Source organism: Litoreibacter halocynthiae (assembly GCF_004365635.1).
Taxonomy (GTDB): domain Bacteria; phylum Pseudomonadota; class Alphaproteobacteria; order Rhodobacterales; family Rhodobacteraceae; genus Litoreibacter; species Litoreibacter halocynthiae.
On record NZ_SOBH01000003.1, the window covers coordinates 366,252 to 384,282 of the forward strand.

The window sequence follows — 18,031 nt, forward strand, 5'->3', positions numbered from 1 at the left end:
TAACGATCCGCAGGGGACATGCGGGCTAGATGAGGTAGGGGGTTTCCCCGGAGATGATTGAGTTTCAAGAGGTCAGCAAGTCCTTCTGGACTGGCACGCAGCGCAAGGTGATCCTTGACCGCGCATCGTTTCGCGTGGAACTGGGGCATTCCATTGGTATTCTCGCCCCGAACGGCACTGGTAAGACGACGATCATCAATATGATGGCGGGATTGGAGAAGCCCGACGAGGGCGAGATCATCCGGACCTCCCGCATATCTTTCCCCTTGGGCTTCATGGGGGGCGTCGTGCCGAAGCACACCGCCCGAGAAAATGCTCGCTACATTGCCAAGCTGTATTCGCTGGATCCTGACTATATCGAAGCGTTCTGCCGTTATCTTTGCGGCCTCGAAGAATATTTCGACATGCCGGTGGGCACTTATAGCCAAGGCATGAAGGCCCGGTTCACTTTTGCGCTGATGTTGGCTTTGGAATTTGACATCTACCTTATCGACGAGGGGATGCCTGCCACCACGGATGTAGAGTTCAACCGCAAGGCTGGGTCTATCCTTAAAGACCGATTGAAAAAAGCCACGGTGATCGTGGTATCGCACCAAGCTGAAACGCTGGAAAAATTCTGTCGATCTGCAGCGGTGCTAAGCCGTGGCAAGCTGGTCATGTTCGACACATTGGAAGAAGCGAAGCGACTGTATGATTACGAAACCCAAAGTTAAGAAGTATCGCCTTCGGCGCAGCGACAGCCCGACTTCCTCTGCGCGCCCGACCGCGCCGAAAGTGGAAGCGGTGGCACCAGACAGTACCAACGCGGCAGTCGCAGATGTGTTGCAAAAAGAAGAGATGATGTTTGCGACGCCGACTGATGACGGCTTTGGAGCGCAGGATTTCAGGTCGCAAACCACTGCGCAGAAAGCACCAAACGAGCCGGACGTGCAGGAGGCGGTCGCGACCCAAAGCCCGGCGGAGATGATTGATGCGATCCGCCGCGAAGGCCTGACCGGGCGACAGCTTCGCATGGCACGCCGCGTTGCACAAAAGCAGGGGTTGGCGCCGGTGTCAGACTATGACGCTGTGCGTTTGCTGCGCGAGAAGGGGATCGACCCGTTCAAGCGGTCCAACATGCTGGAACTGGTCGTTCCAGACGGCAAGAACAAAGGCGATGAGGCCGAGGTTAAATCGCAACTTCCGTCGACCGTTACCGCCAAGCCATCCCTGCCATCGACCGAAGTGATCTCGGAAGATCGTCGCGCGACAGAGATTATGGCGATCCAGCGCGACATCGCGAAGCGCCGCCGCCGCCGCGCTACTTTGCTCGCCATCCGGATGATGGTTTTTGTGCTGCTGCCGACTTTCGTCGCAGGTTATTACTACTATGGTGTTGCAACGCCGATGTACGCGACCAAGTCGGAATTTGTCATCCAGACTGCAGAGCCGTCGTCGGCTGGCCAGCTTGGCGGGTTATTCTCGGGAACGGGGCTTGCGACGTCGCAAGATAGCATCACTGTTCAAGGCTACCTTCAGTCCCGTGACGCGATGGTGCGTTTGAACGAGGACGAGGGATTCAAGACACATTTCTCGCAGGAAAACATTGATGCGTTGCAACGTATCGAATTGGATAGCACCAATGAGGCGGCATACTCGCTTTATAAAAAGCACGTGCGGATCGGTTATGATCCGGCTGAAGGGGTGATCAAGATGGAGGTCAGTGCAGCTGACCCCGAAACGTCTGCGGCCTTCTCCAAAAAGCTCATCAGCTACGCAGAAGAGCGCGTTGACCAACTGACTTCCCGCCTGCGTGGTGACCAGATGCAGGGTGCCCTTGAGAGCCGTGCCGAGGCCGAGGTCAAAATGCGTGACGCGCAGGACCGCATCGTGGAGCTTCAGGAAAAACTGGGAGTTCTTAGCCCCGAAAGCGAAGTGCAGGCGATTTTTGGACAGATAACACAACTGGAAAGCGAACTGTTGACCGAGCGAATTTCGCTACAACAGTTTCTTGCGAACCCCCGGCCCAACGAGGCGAAGGTCAGGGCATCTGAAAACAAGATTGCAGAGCTGCAAAAGTTGATCGCCGAATATCGTGCGCAACTGACCGAAAGCAACGCAAACACCGGCTCGCTTGCCCGTATCTCGGGTGAATTGATGGTGGCCCAAGGCGACTTGGCCATGCGTCAGGAATTCCTTGCTGCGGCCGAAGCCCAGTTTGAGGCGGCGCGCCTCGAAGCTAACCGTCAGGTGCGCTACCTGTCAGTCGGCGTGAGCCCGGTGGCCCCGGACGAGCCAACCTATCCGCGCTCGTTCGAGAACACCATTCTGGCGTTCTTGATCTTCGCCGGCATTTACTTGATGGTTTCGCTGACGGCTTCGATCCTTCGTGAACAGGTATAATCCCAATGAAAACTATCCATATCGGCGCGCTTGAGTGCAGCAACGACCTGCCCCTGACCTTGATTGCAGGCCCGTGTCAGCTTGAAAGCCTTGATCACGCATTGATGATTGCCGAAGCCATGGCCAAAGCCTGCGCGGATGCAGGTGCGGGCTATGTGTTCAAGGCCAGCTATGACAAGGCAAACCGCACATCCCTGTCCGGCAAGCGCGGCCTTGGTCTTGATGAAGGCCTGCGCGTCATGGACGAGGTTCGCGCGGAGATCGGCTGCCCGACACTGACCGATGTGCATTCGCCGGAGCATTGTGCTGCCGTGGCCCAAGCCGTCGATGTCATGCAAATCCCCGCGTTCTTGTGCCGCCAGACTGACCTGTTGATTGCGGCGGGTGAAACCGGCGCGGTTATCAACATCAAGAAGGGCCAGTTTTTGGCGCCATGGGATATGCCTAACGTAATCTCCAAAGTCGAAAGCACAGGCAACGAAAACATCATGCTGACCGAACGTGGCGCGTCCTTTGGGTATAATGCATTGGTTGCTGATTTCCGCTCGCTGCCGACCATGGCGAAGACCGGATATCCGGTCATCATGGACGCCACCCATTCCGTGCAACAGCCGGGCGGGCAGGGTGGCTCGACCGGTGGACAACGCGAGTTCGCCCCCGTGATGGCGCGTGCCGCAGTCTCGTTGGGGATTGCAGGTGTCTTTATCGAGACCCATGAAGACCCTGACAACGCACCGTCTGACGGGCCAAACATGATCCCGCTGGATCAGATGCCAGCGTTGGTAAAAAGCCTGATGCAGTTTGATGCATTGGCAAAGGCTGACCCCTGCCGCGTATAGCTTAAACTGCCTGTCCCGCCGCCCATCCTGATGACCATGCCCATTGGAAGTTGTAGCCGCCCAGCCATCCGGTGACGTCTACGACTTCGCCAATGAAATATAGGCCCTGCATGTTTTTGGCTTCCATCGTTTTGGCGTTGAGTACGTCTGTGTCCACCCCACCCAACGTGACCTCGGCCGTGCGGTATCCTTCCGAGCCTACAGGTTTAATCGTCCAGTGATGAACACGTTGTGCCAAGACATCTAGTGCGGTGTTGTTCTGATCAGCCAGATTTCCGACCAACCCCGTTTCGGAGACAACAACTGAAGCGAGCTTTTCAGGGATGATCCGTGCCAACGCATTCTTAATGGAGATACGCCCTGTTTCCGACCGCATGGTCTTGAGTTCTACCGCGACATCGTTGGACGCGGCAAGGTTGACCTCTAACGTATCCCCATCGCCCCAGTAGGACGAAATCTGTAGGATCGAGGGGCCGGATAGCCCGCGATGCGTGAACAACAGCCCTTCGCTGAAGTTGGCCGCGTTGCACGATACGTTGGCCTGTACCGACGTTCCTGCCAACGCCCGCGTCTGCTCAAGCTCCTGCTCGGCGAATGTCAGGGGCACCAAAGCGGGGCGGGTTGCGACAATTGGCAAACCAAACTGCTCCGCCACTTGATAACCGAAGCCGGTAGCCCCCATTTTCGGGATAGATTTGCCACCGCTGGCAATCACCAGGCTTTCGCATTCAATGTCGCCTGACGAGGTCGCAACGGTAAAGCTTGAGCCATTATGCGAGACACCAGCCACTGAAATCCCGAGTTTCACGCGGACACCGACTTGCTCCATATGATCAAGCAGCATGGCAATAATATCTTTTGCAGACCGGTCGCAAAACAGCTGACCCAGAGTCTTCTCGTGCCAAGAGATGCCCGCCGCGTCGACCATTGCGATGAAATCCCATTGCGTAAAGCGCTTCAGCGCTGACAAGGCAAAGCGAGGATTCTGCGACAAAAAACGATCTGGCTGGATGTCGAGATTGGTAAAATTGCAGCGTCCACCGCCCGAGATGCGAATCTTTTCGCCGACTGTTTTGGCGTGATCGAGGATCAAAACCGACCGTCCGCGCCGCGCAGCTTCGATGGCACACATCATGCCTGCCGCGCCTGCGCCAATGATTACGACCTGTGCTTTCATGAGGCCGGACTTAAACCCCGCTCCGCATTGCCACAAGTCGCGATTTTAGGGTTGCAGCATAGAGAAAGGCGCATTAAATCACAGTTCGGTATTGGGATGTGGCCTAGCGGTAGGGCAACTGTTTTTGGTACAGTAGATCGTAGGTTCGAATCCTACCATCCCAGCCAACCACTTCCGCAAATGCAGGCGATACGAGTGTCGCTCATGGTAGTCGCGTCATTTCCGTGGGTTACGGGTGTCTCCGCTCACAGCAGACTGTCCACGCTTGGTAAATAGGCCTCGATACACTCCAAAGTCTGAGGTCGGGTTTTGCGCGATACGAGTGTCCGCCGGGAGTGCTTCGAGAGTCGCGATCAGGGCGCGCTGGTCTTGCCAGTTGCTCGGTAATGTATGACGCACGCACCAGTCGGACGTGAGGCCCAATGGTTGTTTGCCATCGAGGACATCGCGGATGATGTCGGGCGCGAGAAAGGCCAGACCGACCACCTGGTAAAGTCTGCCGTTCGTGGTGCCTTCAGCTTTCGCGATCTCTGAAAGCGTCCTGCCCGCTTTGATTTGCTCGAACCAGAGATGCGCTTTGGCGATGTTTTGGATCAGGACCTCGTCCAAGCCGCCCGGCGAGTCACTCAGGACCAGCCTCGTCTCGACGCCGCGCTTCCTGAGCTGGAACGGTGCCGTGATGCTTTGCAACTCCGGATCGATCTCGTCAGGGTCCACTTTGATCAGCGCCGCAAACTGAACGCGATCGATTGTGATGCTCAACTCACCCGGGCTCAGATCGATCCGGACGACAAGATCGAGCACCTGCTTGGTGTCGCCGTCGGCGCTCAGGGTTTGCAAGGCTTTATGATGCGCCCTGATCTCCTCAGCTGAGCGGTTCGGAATCATCGTGCCAATGAAGCTCATATCGCTGACCCGTAAGCGCAGCAGATGTGCAATCTTCCTTTCCAGTTCCTGTGCGGGCAGGCGCCAGCCGTCGCGCTTCGCCTCGCCGCTCTTCTTGATCAAACGATGAGAGACATAATACCGAAGCCTGACCCCTGCCTTGGTCTTGCTGTGCGAAGGCGTCAACCGATCCCCGGTTTCATCAAAGAGCTTGCCGCAGAGAAGGGATGGCTGCTTGGCCGTCTTGCGCGCCCGGCTCTTTGCGGCCCCGTCCTGCATCACCTGCTGGAGGCGGTCCCAAAGGTCCGGATCAATGATCGCATCATGCTGGCCTTCATGGACCAAAGCCTTGTGCCGAATGCGACCCGCGTAGATCGGATTGGTCAGGATGTGGTGAATGTGGCCGCGATCAAACGCGCCGCCGCCTGTTCGCTTTCCATCGGCGGTCGATCGTTGCCTGCTTCGCAAGCCTCGCTGATCTGCAACAGCCTTAACCGCCCGCACGGTGCCATGTTGCTCATAGAGGGCATAGAGCGTGCGGACCGTCAGTGCTTCATTGTCGTTGATCTTGAGTGTTCGACCGTTGGCAACATAGCCAAGCGGCACATTGCCACCCATCCAAAGCCCTCTGCGTTTCGAGGCTGCAATCTTGTCGCGGATGCGCTCTGCCGTCACCTCACGTTCAAACTGGGCAAACGACAGCAGCATGTTCAGCGTTAAACGTCCCATGCTGGTCGCGGTATTGAAGGATTGCGTGACAGAGACAAACGATGCCTCTGCTGCATCCAGTGTATCGACGATCCTGGAGAAATCCGCGAGGGACCGCGTCAGGCGGTCGATCTTGTAGACGATGATCTGGTCCACCCGCCCATCTGCGATGTCGTTAAGGAGCTTTTGCAGCGCAGGCCGTTCCAGTGATCCTCCGGACAGCCCTCCGTCATCATAATGCTCTGGCAGCAGCACCCAGCCCTCATGCTTCTGGCTGGTGATGTAGGCTGCACAGGCTTCGCGCTGTGCATCCAGCGAGTTGAACTCTTGCTCCAACCCGTCTTCTGAGGACTTACGGGTGTAGATGGCGCAGCGGAGCTTCTTCATGAGCGCCCTCGAGCCTGTGCGTTCAGCCCAAAGAAGCGCGGGCCCGACCACGTCGCGCCTGTGATGTGCTTGGCGATTGCGGACAGTGATTTCCACGCCTTGCCATCCAGCTCGAAGCCACCGTCCACCACGTGAACCTGATAGGTTCTTCCATTCCATTCGCGAACAAGGTGCGCGCCAGGTCGCAGGGATGCTCGGCTCACGGCTTCGATCCCATCCCCTTTTGCGATCTGTTTGAGCGCGCGCCTCATCCCCGCTGACAATCCGCCCAGCGCTTTACACTGTGCTTCATACGCCAAGGCCTTCTGCATAAATGGCACTGACAGATACGGCGGAGGAGGCGATCCAAAGACCGCCGTCCAATGCTCAAGTGTCGCCGGACGCTCAGGGTTTGGATTACGCCCCATGAGCCTCAACCACCGCTGTTGTGCCCTGCGGCATCGCTGGCGATGACACAATGCGGTACTTCGAAATGCCACCATTCGCTGGTTTCTCGTTGACCACTTCGAACCCGGCTTTGCGCAGACCGCTCATTGCCGCTCGTGTCGTATGCTGCTGCCAACCAAGCTTTGCGCTCAGTGATTTGATGTCGTTGCCGGACTTCGTGCCGAGCAGCTTGATCAGCTGGTCCTTCTTGGTCGTGCGCTTCTTAGGTGAATTGGTCATGGCCGTTTCCTCAGATGATCAGCGGGAACATCCCGCTGCTACTGAGCAAAGCCTGGAAGTTCCAGGCGAGCCACGCGAATACCTATCGCGCAGTGATACTACCGCTCTAGTTGCTGCCGAAGTCCAGTCGGTTTGCGAGAAAATTCGGCACAACGGGCGGAAAGCAGAAGTTCGCTGCGGTTGCAAAACGGTCAAGGCAAATTGTCAAAGCAGCCATTGAGGTCGTCTCTTAGGTGCCTATTTTCTAATGCCTCGTGGCTTCCCAGTGCTGTCATAGTTGCGGCTTACTGATCGCCTAACCTTCTCAATATTGCTGGCGAGAACAGACTTACCCTCTTTGAACGGATCTGCCTGCCACTCTGCACTCAACCCACGTCGAGAGGCTTCTTCTCTGAGGCCCGAGTACAGTTGAGTGAGGTATTCATAAAACCTTTCAACCCTCTCAATTCTCTTTATTATCCTTTTTGTAGGCGCACGTTCGCTGTAGATTTCCGATGTGATACCTTGAAGATCAAACCAAGTATCGTCATCATCGATGAATGTATCCATGACCACGTTTTCAAGAAAAACAAACTCTGTCATGAGCACCCTCAGAACGTGTCCACCCAGCCTAGATGGCAGGAAACTTGCTTCAAATGTTGGCTTGCTGTGAGCCGTCGTAAAAATATAGCGGGCGGCACACATTCCTTGAAGGATTTTCAGCGTAATGTCTGGGCTGTAGCCCATTTCTAGTAGCGCGCTTCTGATCTCCTCCCCAGAAATGCTAGATACTTTCCGGGACGAACATTTCCTAACTATCGCCGAAAGTACAAAGAGGCGTAGCAGCTGAGCCTTGCTGAGATCGAGCTTCGCGTCAAATGGATTGGCTACCGGACTAAACTCTTCAGAATATACGGGTTGAGATCCGAGCATTATTGCTCGCATAGCTTCATGCGCAGGGAGTCGATATCTTCCAGTGCGTTGAAAGATATCGACGGCCTTTCCGGTAGCAGTATATCCGTTCCGTAAGAACTCTCGAGTCATGCGCAAACATAACCTGATGTCACCTGTTGAAAGAACGGAGATCGCCGAACCGACTGTGCTGTCCAAAACTGAAGAGGATATCAGATCAATGAGCATGCTAGTGTCGTCTAGGTGCATTTTCGCGCCGTTTTCAGCGGTGAAATCTGATGGCTTGTCTTTGAGCAATTCCTTTGCGACAGCAAATCGCCGTGCCAATACTGCCTTGACGTCGGGGGCCTCAACCTGAACGGGGTCAAAATCAAAAGCATCAAAAATTGGCTTTGCCCTGTTTTCAACATAAGTAGCATCACGCATGGCGAGAACTAGGCAAAGGCCTAACCGCTGCGCGACCGCAATTGCATCGCCAAAAATGATTTCTTGGCGTTTTGGATCGTCGAATTGGTCAACATTATCGATAACCAGGAAAACGGCCGAGTTTTTTGCAGCGTAGGTGAAGACACGCTCTAGGTACGGCTTCTTGGCTTCGTAATCCTTAGTCAGAAACTCCGCGATCTGCCGTTTTTGTTCATTCTCGTCGAATGCAAGCAGGCTGAGCGGACCACGTTGCATTGCTTCAATTTCTTTTTTGTAAGCAAATTTCACGCAACGCTCATAGCTCGACAGAAACTCATCATTAGTTAGGTGCGCAAACATGACAGACGCTATAAAATCCGATGGGCTTTCAGTTTGACCAAGCTTTCGGCAATCTACGTAGATCCAGTGAGGATAAGGCCTGTCTGCCCTCGGTTCGAACCGATCTCTTTCGCGAACAGTCTTGATGTGTGTGATAAACGTTGTCTTTCCTGCGCCGACCTGTCCAAGTACCAGCAAAGCTAGCGGTCTAACTGAGTCCGCTGCCCGCTCAATAGCCCCAGAAATTGCTCGCCTTCCTTGGGGAGACATTGCTTTGTGCGGGGCTTTCGGTGCAACATTTTGGCGTTTTGAAAGATGCATTCCAATGCGCTTGTCGTACCGTAAACGTTCTGGCGTCTCGACATAGGCTTTGGCGAATAGGTCGGGGTCAGATGAAATAATGTCTTCTGAGAATGCTGTTGAAATCTCGTTCTCTATCAAGTGGAAATATACTATTTCGTGACAATTTCGAGAAGCCGGTGGTGAAGTACTGGTTTAAGCGACGGCCGTCCGTCTGGTCTTCAATTCGTCCGAGAAGCTCAGTTTCGAGCGACCCTCCGATCACGGCTTCTCTCGAAAGGAGATCATAGAAATCAGAAAAATCTCGCTCCAAGACAGATTGGATATTCGGAAAGACGATAGCGCTCGATTTTTCGAATGGTACTTCATCTGTACGCGTTGCAGGGAAAATGACCCATTGGTCGCCGTTGGTGACCATTGCAAACGGAATAGCTAGCTTCCGCTCATAGTCGCGGGCTTGAATGATGGCATCTCCGGTATCACCTGAGACAAGCTTCCGATTTAGTAGTGCTTTGCGTTTGTCAGCGACAACTAAATCTGATCGCCCCGACCTTTTTGCTTCGATCACAAGGGACGAAAAACCTGTTCTTAGGACATAGTCAGAAAATGTGGTATTCCCATCCTCACTCACACGCTCTTCCACACTGGCATCGTCGTGTCCCCAGCCAAGCACTTCGAAAATGATACGGTCAATTAGTTTTAGTCTTGTTTCTGCTTCATTTGCATCCGCAAGTGTTAACAGGCGGTGGCGGTCTAAAAGTTCTGGAACAAGCGAAGACAAAGTATGAAACCTCAAATTAGATCGAACTTAAGCTGACGAGTGCTTTTGGGTAGATCTGAGAATCTTATCGAGCGAATATTTGGCTGCAGCTAGCCAACCCGATGACCTTAGCTTAGGGCCACATGAGTTGCGAAGCACCATCCGAACGAATGTCTCTTGTGACGGAAGCGTCGCGACATCAGAGGTGGCGGATGAACGGCAGCTATGGGCCGTTCTTGAGGGTGATATAGTTGCTGGGCACGGTGAATGCTGCGCTGCCTCCGATGGCGGCAACGAGCCCAGAGTGACCGATGCTGCGTTGCGCTCCAATGACGGCTTAAGAGGAATCGCGTGCGCAATAAGTATCAAATGTTTATGTGCGAGTGTCCAACGCTCAAAGGTTAGCGCTTCCATTCTGCTCTATCGAGAAAGCCTGTAAAAAACGATCAACCGCATGCTCAATTGCCAGACTGGGGTCTTCTGGGCAGGGCATTCGGTAGATGTGCTGGCGGATGCCGATATAGACGATGCCACCGTGTAAGTTCCAAAGATCTTCCATGTCGGGCTTCATCGAGCTTGAAGAGGCGGCTTGAATTTCGTTGACCAGCGGACCCAAGATCATTTTATTCAGGTGTTCCAGATAGCGGCGGTTCAGCTCCGCACCAGCCAGTCCCGAAAACATAAAAATTCGCATCCACTCGTATTCGAAAATCAGCTTGCTGTAATCCCTATAAAAGGCCAGCAACCTGGACCTTAACGGCACATTTCGATCTATTAGGCGGCGCGGCCATTCCGGCGAAAGCCTATCAATATAGACTTGTGCATAGACGGCTTCGATCAGCGCTTCTTTGTTTTCGAAGTACTTGAAAAGAAGCGATTGAGTGATGCCAAGATGCTTGGCCAAATCGCGGGTTTTTCCCTCAAGCCCGACTTTTGCAAAGAACGCCACGGCCCCGTCCACAATTTGTTGCCGTCGCTCGCTAGGGGGGAGGCGCCGCCGTTTTGCTTTCGGGTCGGTGATATCGGTTTTGTTCATACCCACCCTCTTGGTCAGAAAAGAAAAGCCTTGCAATCATAAATCTTTTATTGATCATGTGATCAATAGTCGATGCGGGAGGTGTCGATTACAAGGGAGATCAGCTTATGAAAGCGTCTGCGGGCGGGTATGCCCGAGCAAATAACCTATCGCACGCGATAGAGCTTTTGGCATTGTCCGATGGTATGGGCCGCGTTCTCGCTGGGGGGCAAAGCCTTATAGCGGCGATGAATATGCGGCTTTCAACGGGTGATATGTTGGTTGATATCTCGCGTGTATCAGGCTTGTCGGGCGTCATCGACGAAGGGGAAACCCTGCGTATCGGAGCCTTGACCAAGCATGTTGAGATTGGTGCACACCCATTGATCCGCGCGCATGCCCCTTTGCTTGCCGACGCGGTCTCGTTCATCGCGCATGCCGCAATTCGCAACCGGGGTACTATCGGCGGGGCGCTGGCGCATGCCGACCCAGCTGCAGAGTTCCCGGCCTGCATGTTGGCCTTGGGCGCAACACTGCACATTCATGGCCCAGATGGGGAACGGAGCGCCGCTGCCGAAGACTTCTTTGAAGATTTGTTTGAGACATCCATTAAAGAAGATGAAATTTTGACAGCCATCACAGTTCCCAAGGCCGAAGCGGACGAACGTCAGGTCTTGCAAGAAGTTGCGCGCCGATCTGGGGACTACGCCTTGGTTGGGTTGTGCCTTGTCGCCCGCAGCAGCGGGCATCGGATTTCGCTACTGTCAGTCGCCTCGACGCCAATTCTGGCACGCAACGCGATGACGCAACTTGATCAAGGCAATGTCGATGGTGCGGTCGCCGCACTACGGGCAGAGATTGACCCGCCGTCTGACACGCAGGCAAGCGCAAGCTACCGCCGCCACATCGCCGGAATTCTGCTGCGCCGTGCTGTGGCACAGGAAAAAGGAGATTTCGCATGACCAAAGCCTTCGCTGACAAGGTCGTTATTGAACTGACAGTCAATGGCGAACCGGTCGAGGCACGTGTGCCAGCCGGACAGCATGTTGTAGACTTTCTGCGGCAGGATCTTGGTTTGACCGGTGCTCATGCCAGCTGCGAACATGGCGTTTGCGGCGCTTGTACAATTCGCGTGGATGGGTCGTCGGTGCGGGGCTGTCTCATGCTGGCCGCCCAGTTGGACGGATCCGACGTGTGGACCATCGAAGGTCTCTCCGACAAAGAGGCTATCCGAGACCTTCAAGAGGCGTTCATTGCCCGCAACGCGCTGCAATGCGGGTTCTGTACACCCGGAATGCTGGTAGCAGCAGAAGAGCTTTTGGCGCAAGGCGGCGTGCCCGAACGAGCCACAATCCGTGAGCATCTGTCAGGCAACTACTGCCGCTGTACCGGATATGAGGCAATTGTCGATGCCGTCGAAACGGTGGCGCAGCAACGAGCGGGACAGGTGCAGGTATGACCGTTCAGTTTGGCAATCCCGACCGGCCCAATTCCTACATTGGCAAGACGGTTCCACGCCCCAACGCCGGCCGATTGGTCGAGGGTCGGGGTAAATACGTCGACGACATTACCTTGCCACGCATGGTGCATGTGGCCTTCGTACGGTCGCCGTTCGCGCATGCCAAGATACTTTCCATTGATACGGAAGACGCCAAGTCGGTCAAAGGTGTTCTGCGGATATTCACCGGGGCGGATTTGGCCAAGGTCTGCACGCCTTGGGTCGCTGTGCTGGAGCACCTCAAGGGTCTGAAATCCCCGCCGGAGCATCCCATGGCCATGGACCGATCCTGTTGGGTCGGGGAGCCGGTGGTTGCTGTGGTCGCGACGTCTCGTGCGGCGGCTGAAGATGGCGCTGCGTTGGTTGATGTGGACTATGAACCGCTGCCCGTTGTCGCTGACATGATGACGGCGCTTGATGCGTCTACGCCGGTTCTGCATCCTGAGATGGGTGACAATCTCGCCTTTCAGCGCTTGCATGAAGAGGGCGACGTGGACGGCGTTTTTGCAACTGCCCACAAGGTTGTTTCTGCACACTTCAAGACGGGACGACACACAGGCGTCACGTTAGAGCCGCGGTCAATTCTGGTCGACTGGAATCCCGCCGAAGGACAGATGACAGCTTATCACGCAACGCAAGCACCGCATATGGTTCAGACCGTTCTGGCGACACATCTCGACGTGCCCGAGTCCCGCGTTCGGGTCATTTGTGGCGACGTCGGCGGGTCCTATGGCATCAAGGTCCACGTCTATCCCGATGAGGTGGCAACGGCTGCGATCTCCAAGATCATGGCACGACCCGTCAAGTTCATCGCTGACCGTCTAGAGAGCTTCACCACCGACATTCATGCCCGCGACCACGAGATCGAGGCTAAGATTGCGGTGGACGCAAACGGCAAAATCTTAGCGTTCGATGTGGACGACTGGACGGCCATTGGCGCTTATTCGGTCTACCCGAGGACATCAGCGATCGAGGGCAATCAGGTCGTGAATCTATGCGGCGGGCCCTATGATTTCGCCAATTACCGTGCCAAGACAACCGTGGTGTTCCAGAACAAGACACCGACCTGCCAATACCGCGCAGTCGGGCATCCGATTGCGGTGGCTATCACCGAGGGTCTGGTTGATATGGCGGCGGCAGAGATGGGCATGGACCCGGTCGAGATACGCCGCCGGAACATGTATGCTGACGATGCCTATCCCGTGACCTCGCCCGCGAATATGCGGTTCGAGGGGCTGTCGCACCACCAAAGCATGGATAAGCTGATGGGTTTGATGGACTACGACGCACTGCGCGCCGATCAAGCAGAGGCGCGTGCGCGCGGGGTCCATCGTGGTATCGGCATTGCCAGTTTCATTGAACTGACCAACCCCTCGCCATTCATGTATGGCATCGGCGGTGCGCGCATCTCGGCGCAGGATGGCTGCACCGTGCGGATGGACCCGGACGGGTCAATCGTGGCGATGTCAGGGGTTACCGAGCAGGGACAGGGCACCGAAGCGATGCTGTCTCAAATTGTCGCCGAAGGTGTGGGCGTGTTGCCTAGCAATGTGCGGGTGATCACCGGCGATACCCAAGTCACGCCGTATGGTGGTGGCACTTGGGCGTCTCGTGGCGCGGGCATTGGCGGAGAGGCGGCCTTGCGGTCAGCACGAGCCCTGCGGGACTCGATCCTCGAAGTTGCAGCCGCGATGCTACAATCGGACCAGGCGTCTCTGGATATTCGCGACGGTCATGTCGTGGATATTGAAACGGGCGCAGAGCGTATGCCGCTCGAAGAGCTTGGGCGCATTGTCTATTTCCGTGGCGATACGCTGCCTAAAGGCTTGCCGCGCGAGTTGGTGCAGACCCGCCATTACATCACATCCGAATACCCGTTCGCGTTCACCAACGGGGTGCAGGCCAGCTACCTTGAGGTCGATATCGAGACCGGAGTCGTGACGCTTTTAAAGCATTGGTGCGTGGAAGATTGCGGACGGATCATCAACCCACAACTGGTGGACGAGCAGATCAGGGGCGGCATCGTTCAAGGGCTTGGCGGCGCGCTATTCGAAGAAATTCATTACGACGACGAAGGCCAGCTGCTTAACGGGTCCATGGCTGACTATCTGGTGCCCATGGCAGGCGAGATGCCTGATATGGTCGTGGGCCATGTGGAAACCCCGACCAAGGAAAGCGAGCTTGGCGCCAAGGGTGCGGGCGAGGCCGGCACTGCTGGCGCGCCAGCGGCTGTGATGAATGCGATCAACGACGCGTTGCGACCCTTGGGGGCGCAGGTGACCCAAATGCCATTCACACCAGAGCGCATCTTGCGCGCGCTTGGTGCCATTGAAGACTGAGATTACAAAGGGATGCGCATGAGCATCCATGTTCAGGGAGGAACAACCATGAAATACACTACATTCAGCGCAGTTGCCGCATTGGGGATCAGCGCCGCAGGATGGGCCACGGCCCAAGAGCAGATCACGATCAATATCGGCTCGTCACATCCGGAGGCCAATATCTGGGTTTACGCGATGAAGAACACCTTCCAACCCGAGGTGAATCGCATTCTGGCCGAAGCGGGAGAGTACCAAGTCAACTGGAACGAAGCCTACGCCGGAACGCTCTACAAATTCACCGACACCCGCGAGGCGGTGATGGACGGGATCGTCGATGTCGGCATGGTCGGTACGGTTTGGGAAGGGGCGAACATGCCGCTCCAGAACGTCACCTACTTCACACCCTTTGCCACATCAGACCACAAGATGATTATCGAGATTTTCGATGACCTAAGCCAGAACTTACCCGAGTTGGCGAATAGCTGGTCTGAGAACGGCATGGTTCACCTATCGTCGCTGATCACTGACAGCTACGACATTTATGCGACCTTCCCGGTCAACACGATGGCCGACCTGCAAAATCGCAAGCTGAATGCGCCGGGCACCTCGGCAAACTGGCTTCGTGACACTGGGGCAACCCCTGTCGATGGCGCGTTGACCACTTACTACACCAACATCCAAACCGGCGTGACCGAAGGCACTTTGTCATTTGCATCAGGCATCTTGCCAACTCGCGTCTACGAAGTCGCACCCGAGTTGACCCGTGTCGGGATCGGGTCAATGTACTTCGGCGGGATCGCTGCGAATGAGGACTTCTTCAATGGATTGCCCGAGCCGGTTCAACAGGCATTCCGTGAGGCAGCCAAGTCCACGTCGGCTGCACATGGCGACTATGTGTCTGGTCTGGCCGAACGTGCGATGACCGAAATGCAAGCCGCGGGCCTGACGGTTCACGAGCTGCCCGAGGCGGAGAAAACGGCGTGGGTGACGGGTCTTCCCGACATTGTCGCGCCATGGCTCGAGCAAACGGGCGACGCAGGCAAGGTTGTTCTCAAAGCCTATTTTGATGCGCTGCGCGACCGCGGTGCAACTCCATTGCGCAACTGGGACGAAGGCCGCTAAATTACGACCATGAACAATAAGGTTCCGGCTGGACAAAATCCGGCCGGGGCCTTTTTGCAACTCCCCCTTTTCCGGAAATTCACGAGCGCGCTGATATGAGCCAGGACTACCCAAGCCACGAAACAGATCGCTTTGTCCCCAGCTTTGCCGAGGCACCGGTGGGGGCAATTCTGGGTAGTGTGGCGGCAGTTATGTTCTCGGTTGGAACGCTGTGCATTGGCGGGCTCATGGGGCTGGTCGTGGCCGACGTTTTGGGCCGCAACTTCTTTGACGCGCCCATCACGGGGGTGTCCGAAATAGCTGCCCGCACGGTTGTGGCAATCGTATTCCTGCAAGTCGCTGCGGCGATCCAGCAAAAGCGGCTGACGCGGGCGGACTTTCTGGTGCGCAGGCTAGAGCGATCATCGCCCCGCACCGTGTGCTTGTTAGAGGCGTTTTTTGCACTGAGCGGGGCAATCGTGTTTGCCCTGATCGTCTGGGCCTCGTGGCCCAAGATGATAGATGCCTGGACCGGAGCCGAGTATTTCGGCGTGCAGGGCGTCTTTACCATTCCGACCTTTCCATTCAGGGCAATTACCGTGCTTGGATCCGCTGTGGCTTCGCTTTCAGCGCTCTATCGCATGGCCGATGAAATCCGCAGTTTTCGGAGGGACGCCAAATGACCACGCTTGCCATTGGCTTCATTCTGATCGCCGTCCTTGTGGGGTTGGTCCTGCTGGGTATGCAGATCGCCTATGCTCTGTTTGCGGTGGCGTTTGTCGGCATTTGGGTCATTCGCGACAACATGGATCTGGCGTTTAAGATGCTGGAGTTGACTGCTTATAGCGGGATTGCAGATTACCTTTTTGCGACGATCCCGCTGTTCGTGCTGATGGGGCTTCTGGTGAGTGTCTCCAACGTGGGGCGCGACACGTTCGAGGTGGCCGAAGAGCTTTTGCGTCGAATGATCTGTGGGCTTGGCGTCGCAACTGTAGCGGCAAACACAATCTTTGCTGCGGTCACTGGCGTATCCATCGCGTCGGCTGCGGTGTTTACGCGGGTCGCAGTGCCTGAAATGACGCGCCACGGATATAGGCCCGCGTTCTCGGCAGGGACAGTGGCGGGGTCTTCGGTTCTGGGAATGTTGATCCCGCCAAGCCTCCTGCTGATCATCTATGGCGTGCTTGCCGAGGTCTCTATCGGCGGAATGTTCCTTGCCGGTATCCTTCCGGGGCTCATGCTCGCGGGTGGATTTGTCGCAATGTTGGTCGGCGTTACTGTCCTGTTTCCACGCTTTGTGCTGATGGACCCTGACGCTACCAAGGCGCGGCGTCAGGACCTTAATGCGGAGAAAATGCCGCCCTTCATAATGCTGGCTAAGCTTGTGCCGATTGTCCTGTTGGTCATCTTGGTTCTGGGGGGGCTTTACACAGGATACTTCACCCCAACAGAGGCCGGCGGCATTGGCGCGTTCGGCGCACTCATTGTTGCGGTGTCGCGCAGGTCGCTTGATCGCAAGCGGTTGTGGGAGGTGATGAAGCAAACGGCGATTATTTCGGTGTCGATCCTGTTGCTGTTGATCGCGGCCAGCTTCTATTCGCGCATGTTGTCGATTGCCGGGCTACCCAATGCGATTGCAAACCTTGTGCAGGGATCGGGGTTTGGCCCATTGGGCTTTCTGTTCCTTTACGCAGTCCTCATCCTGCTTATGGGTATGATCCTCGACAGCACATCAATCCTGCTGATCATGGTGCCGATTGCTGCCCCTATCGCTCAAGGCATGGGTATCGACCTGAGCCATTTCGGGATCATTACCGTACTGGCCGTCGAGATCGGGTTGCTCACACCCCCATTTGGGATATCGGTGTTTACCGTCCACAATACGCTCAACGATCCTAACGTCTCCGTCGAGCAGATATTTGCGGCTACGCTGCCATTCGTCGGCGTGATGTTGATTGTTCTGCTTGTTGTTGCTGTATTTCCAACGACCGCGACTGCATTTTTGTAGACAACGGCCCCGTGCCGGTCTTCGGCGGAATGCTGAAAACGATGGGTCAAGTATCGGGAGTGCCCTGACTAGTCGGCACTGAGCGGATCGACGATGAGAGGTTCGTACCGCAGTAACAGACATTGCCGGCATCGATTTGAACGGCGGCTCCGTCCGCATAGCTACCATCGATTCGAGAGGTATTTAGAGGCAGCTTTGGACCCAAAATCCCGATGATGGTGGATATCGGAAACATCATCGGACAGCTAAAAGGATCACCTCCTTACGAAACCGATTACACTAGAAGGGGTTGCGCCGAGCCATAGAAGTCTCGCCCTTTGGTTGAGTCACAGTATCAGTCATGACAGAT

The 18,031-nt window shown here is 55.7% G+C and carries 16 protein-coding genes and 1 tRNA gene; 10 read left to right on the forward strand and 7 right to left on the reverse strand.

All coding sequences use genetic code 11. The features are described 5' to 3' along the window. Positions 1–53 precede the first annotated feature (53 nt). The 3 genes from BDE40_RS13660 to kdsA are packed head-to-tail and all read left to right on the forward strand — an operon-like array spanning position 54 to position 3,221. A complete protein-coding gene (locus tag BDE40_RS13660) occupies positions 54–713 on the forward strand; it encodes an ABC transporter ATP-binding protein (RefSeq protein ID WP_134015400.1) in 660 nt (219 codons plus the stop codon). After that, the gene (locus BDE40_RS13665; protein WP_134015402.1) at positions 691–2,382 is read left to right on the forward strand and encodes a KpsE/RkpR family capsule polysaccharide export protein; all 1,692 of its coding nucleotides are present in this window, start codon (positions 691–693) and stop codon (positions 2,380–2,382) included. Before BDE40_RS13660 ends, BDE40_RS13665 begins: the two co-directional genes overlap by 23 nt. A 5-nt stretch (positions 2,383–2,387) precedes the next feature. Further along, on the forward strand, positions 2,388–3,221 hold the full coding sequence (kdsA, locus tag BDE40_RS13670) for a 3-deoxy-8-phosphooctulonate synthase (protein WP_134015404.1): 834 nt from the start codon (positions 2,388–2,390) through the stop codon (positions 3,219–3,221). A gap of 1 nt (position 3,222) precedes the next feature. On the opposite strand, the gene BDE40_RS13675 is transcribed toward kdsA, so the two are convergent. Beyond that, entirely contained in the window at positions 3,223–4,398 is a 1,176-nt protein-coding gene (locus BDE40_RS13675; RefSeq protein ID WP_134015406.1) for a BaiN/RdsA family NAD(P)/FAD-dependent oxidoreductase, read from the reverse strand. A 92-nt stretch (positions 4,399–4,490) separates the two neighbouring features. Between BDE40_RS13675 and BDE40_RS13680 the strand changes: the two genes are divergently transcribed. Then, a tRNA-Gln gene (locus BDE40_RS13680) sits at positions 4,491–4,565 on the forward strand. A 49-nt stretch (positions 4,566–4,614) separates the two neighbouring features. Here the strand turns inward: BDE40_RS13680 and BDE40_RS13685 are convergent. The 6 genes from BDE40_RS13685 to BDE40_RS13710 form a co-directional block, all read right to left on the reverse strand. Next, positions 4,615–6,378, reverse strand: coding sequence for a recombinase family protein (locus BDE40_RS13685; RefSeq protein WP_134015408.1), 1,764 nt, complete (start codon positions 6,376–6,378; stop codon positions 4,615–4,617). Next, positions 6,375–6,860 carry a DUF2924 domain-containing protein gene (locus BDE40_RS13690; RefSeq protein ID WP_342775027.1) on the reverse strand — a complete coding sequence of 162 codons (486 nt, stop codon included), beginning with the start codon at positions 6,858–6,860 and terminating at the stop codon, positions 6,375–6,377. Before BDE40_RS13690 ends, BDE40_RS13685 begins: the two co-directional genes overlap by 4 nt. After that, positions 6,775–7,044: a DUF3489 domain-containing protein gene (locus tag BDE40_RS13695; RefSeq protein ID WP_134015412.1), complete on the reverse strand. Its 270-nt coding sequence runs from the start codon at positions 7,042–7,044 to the stop codon at positions 6,775–6,777. The genes BDE40_RS13690 and BDE40_RS13695 overlap by 86 nt, the downstream gene beginning before the upstream one ends. Positions 7,045–7,281: 237 nt before the next feature. Next, positions 7,282–9,120, reverse strand: a complete 1,839-nt coding sequence (locus tag BDE40_RS13700) for an ATP-binding protein (protein ID WP_134015414.1) — start codon at positions 9,118–9,120, stop codon at positions 7,282–7,284. Further along, on the reverse strand, positions 9,068–9,760 hold the full coding sequence (locus BDE40_RS13705; protein WP_134015416.1) for a hypothetical protein: 693 nt from the start codon (positions 9,758–9,760) through the stop codon (positions 9,068–9,070). The genes BDE40_RS13700 and BDE40_RS13705 overlap by 53 nt, the downstream gene beginning before the upstream one ends. A gap of 373 nt (positions 9,761–10,133) precedes the next feature. Further along, positions 10,134–10,775: a TetR/AcrR family transcriptional regulator gene (locus tag BDE40_RS13710; RefSeq protein ID WP_134015417.1), complete on the reverse strand. Its 642-nt coding sequence runs from the start codon at positions 10,773–10,775 to the stop codon at positions 10,134–10,136. A gap of 107 nt (positions 10,776–10,882) precedes the next feature. Here BDE40_RS13710 and BDE40_RS13715 point away from each other — a divergent pair, with 107 nt between their 5' ends. The 6 genes from BDE40_RS13715 (at position 10,883) to BDE40_RS13740 (ending at position 17,682) form a co-directional block, all read left to right on the forward strand. Beyond that, positions 10,883–11,716 carry an FAD binding domain-containing protein gene (locus BDE40_RS13715; RefSeq protein ID WP_134015418.1) on the forward strand — a complete coding sequence of 278 codons (834 nt, stop codon included), beginning with the start codon at positions 10,883–10,885 and terminating at the stop codon, positions 11,714–11,716. Beyond that, a complete protein-coding gene (locus BDE40_RS13720) occupies positions 11,713–12,213 on the forward strand; it encodes a (2Fe-2S)-binding protein (protein ID WP_134015420.1) in 501 nt (166 codons plus the stop codon). The genes BDE40_RS13715 and BDE40_RS13720 overlap by 4 nt, the downstream gene beginning before the upstream one ends. Further along, positions 12,210–14,591, forward strand: a complete 2,382-nt coding sequence (locus BDE40_RS13725; protein ID WP_134015422.1) for a xanthine dehydrogenase family protein molybdopterin-binding subunit — start codon at positions 12,210–12,212, stop codon at positions 14,589–14,591. Before BDE40_RS13720 ends, BDE40_RS13725 begins: the two co-directional genes overlap by 4 nt. Positions 14,592–14,639: 48 nt before the next feature. Then, positions 14,640–15,695 carry a C4-dicarboxylate TRAP transporter substrate-binding protein gene (locus BDE40_RS13730; protein ID WP_134015424.1) on the forward strand — a complete coding sequence of 352 codons (1,056 nt, stop codon included), beginning with the start codon at positions 14,640–14,642 and terminating at the stop codon, positions 15,693–15,695. A 95-nt stretch (positions 15,696–15,790) separates the two neighbouring features. Beyond that, positions 15,791–16,357 carry a TRAP transporter small permease subunit gene (locus BDE40_RS13735; protein ID WP_134015426.1) on the forward strand — a complete coding sequence of 189 codons (567 nt, stop codon included), beginning with the start codon at positions 15,791–15,793 and terminating at the stop codon, positions 16,355–16,357. Further along, positions 16,354–17,682 (forward strand): TRAP transporter large permease, encoded by a 1,329-nt coding sequence (locus BDE40_RS13740; RefSeq protein ID WP_134015428.1) that lies wholly within the window; start codon positions 16,354–16,356, stop codon positions 17,680–17,682. The genes BDE40_RS13735 and BDE40_RS13740 overlap by 4 nt, the downstream gene beginning before the upstream one ends. Positions 17,683–18,031: the final 349 nt, after the last annotated feature.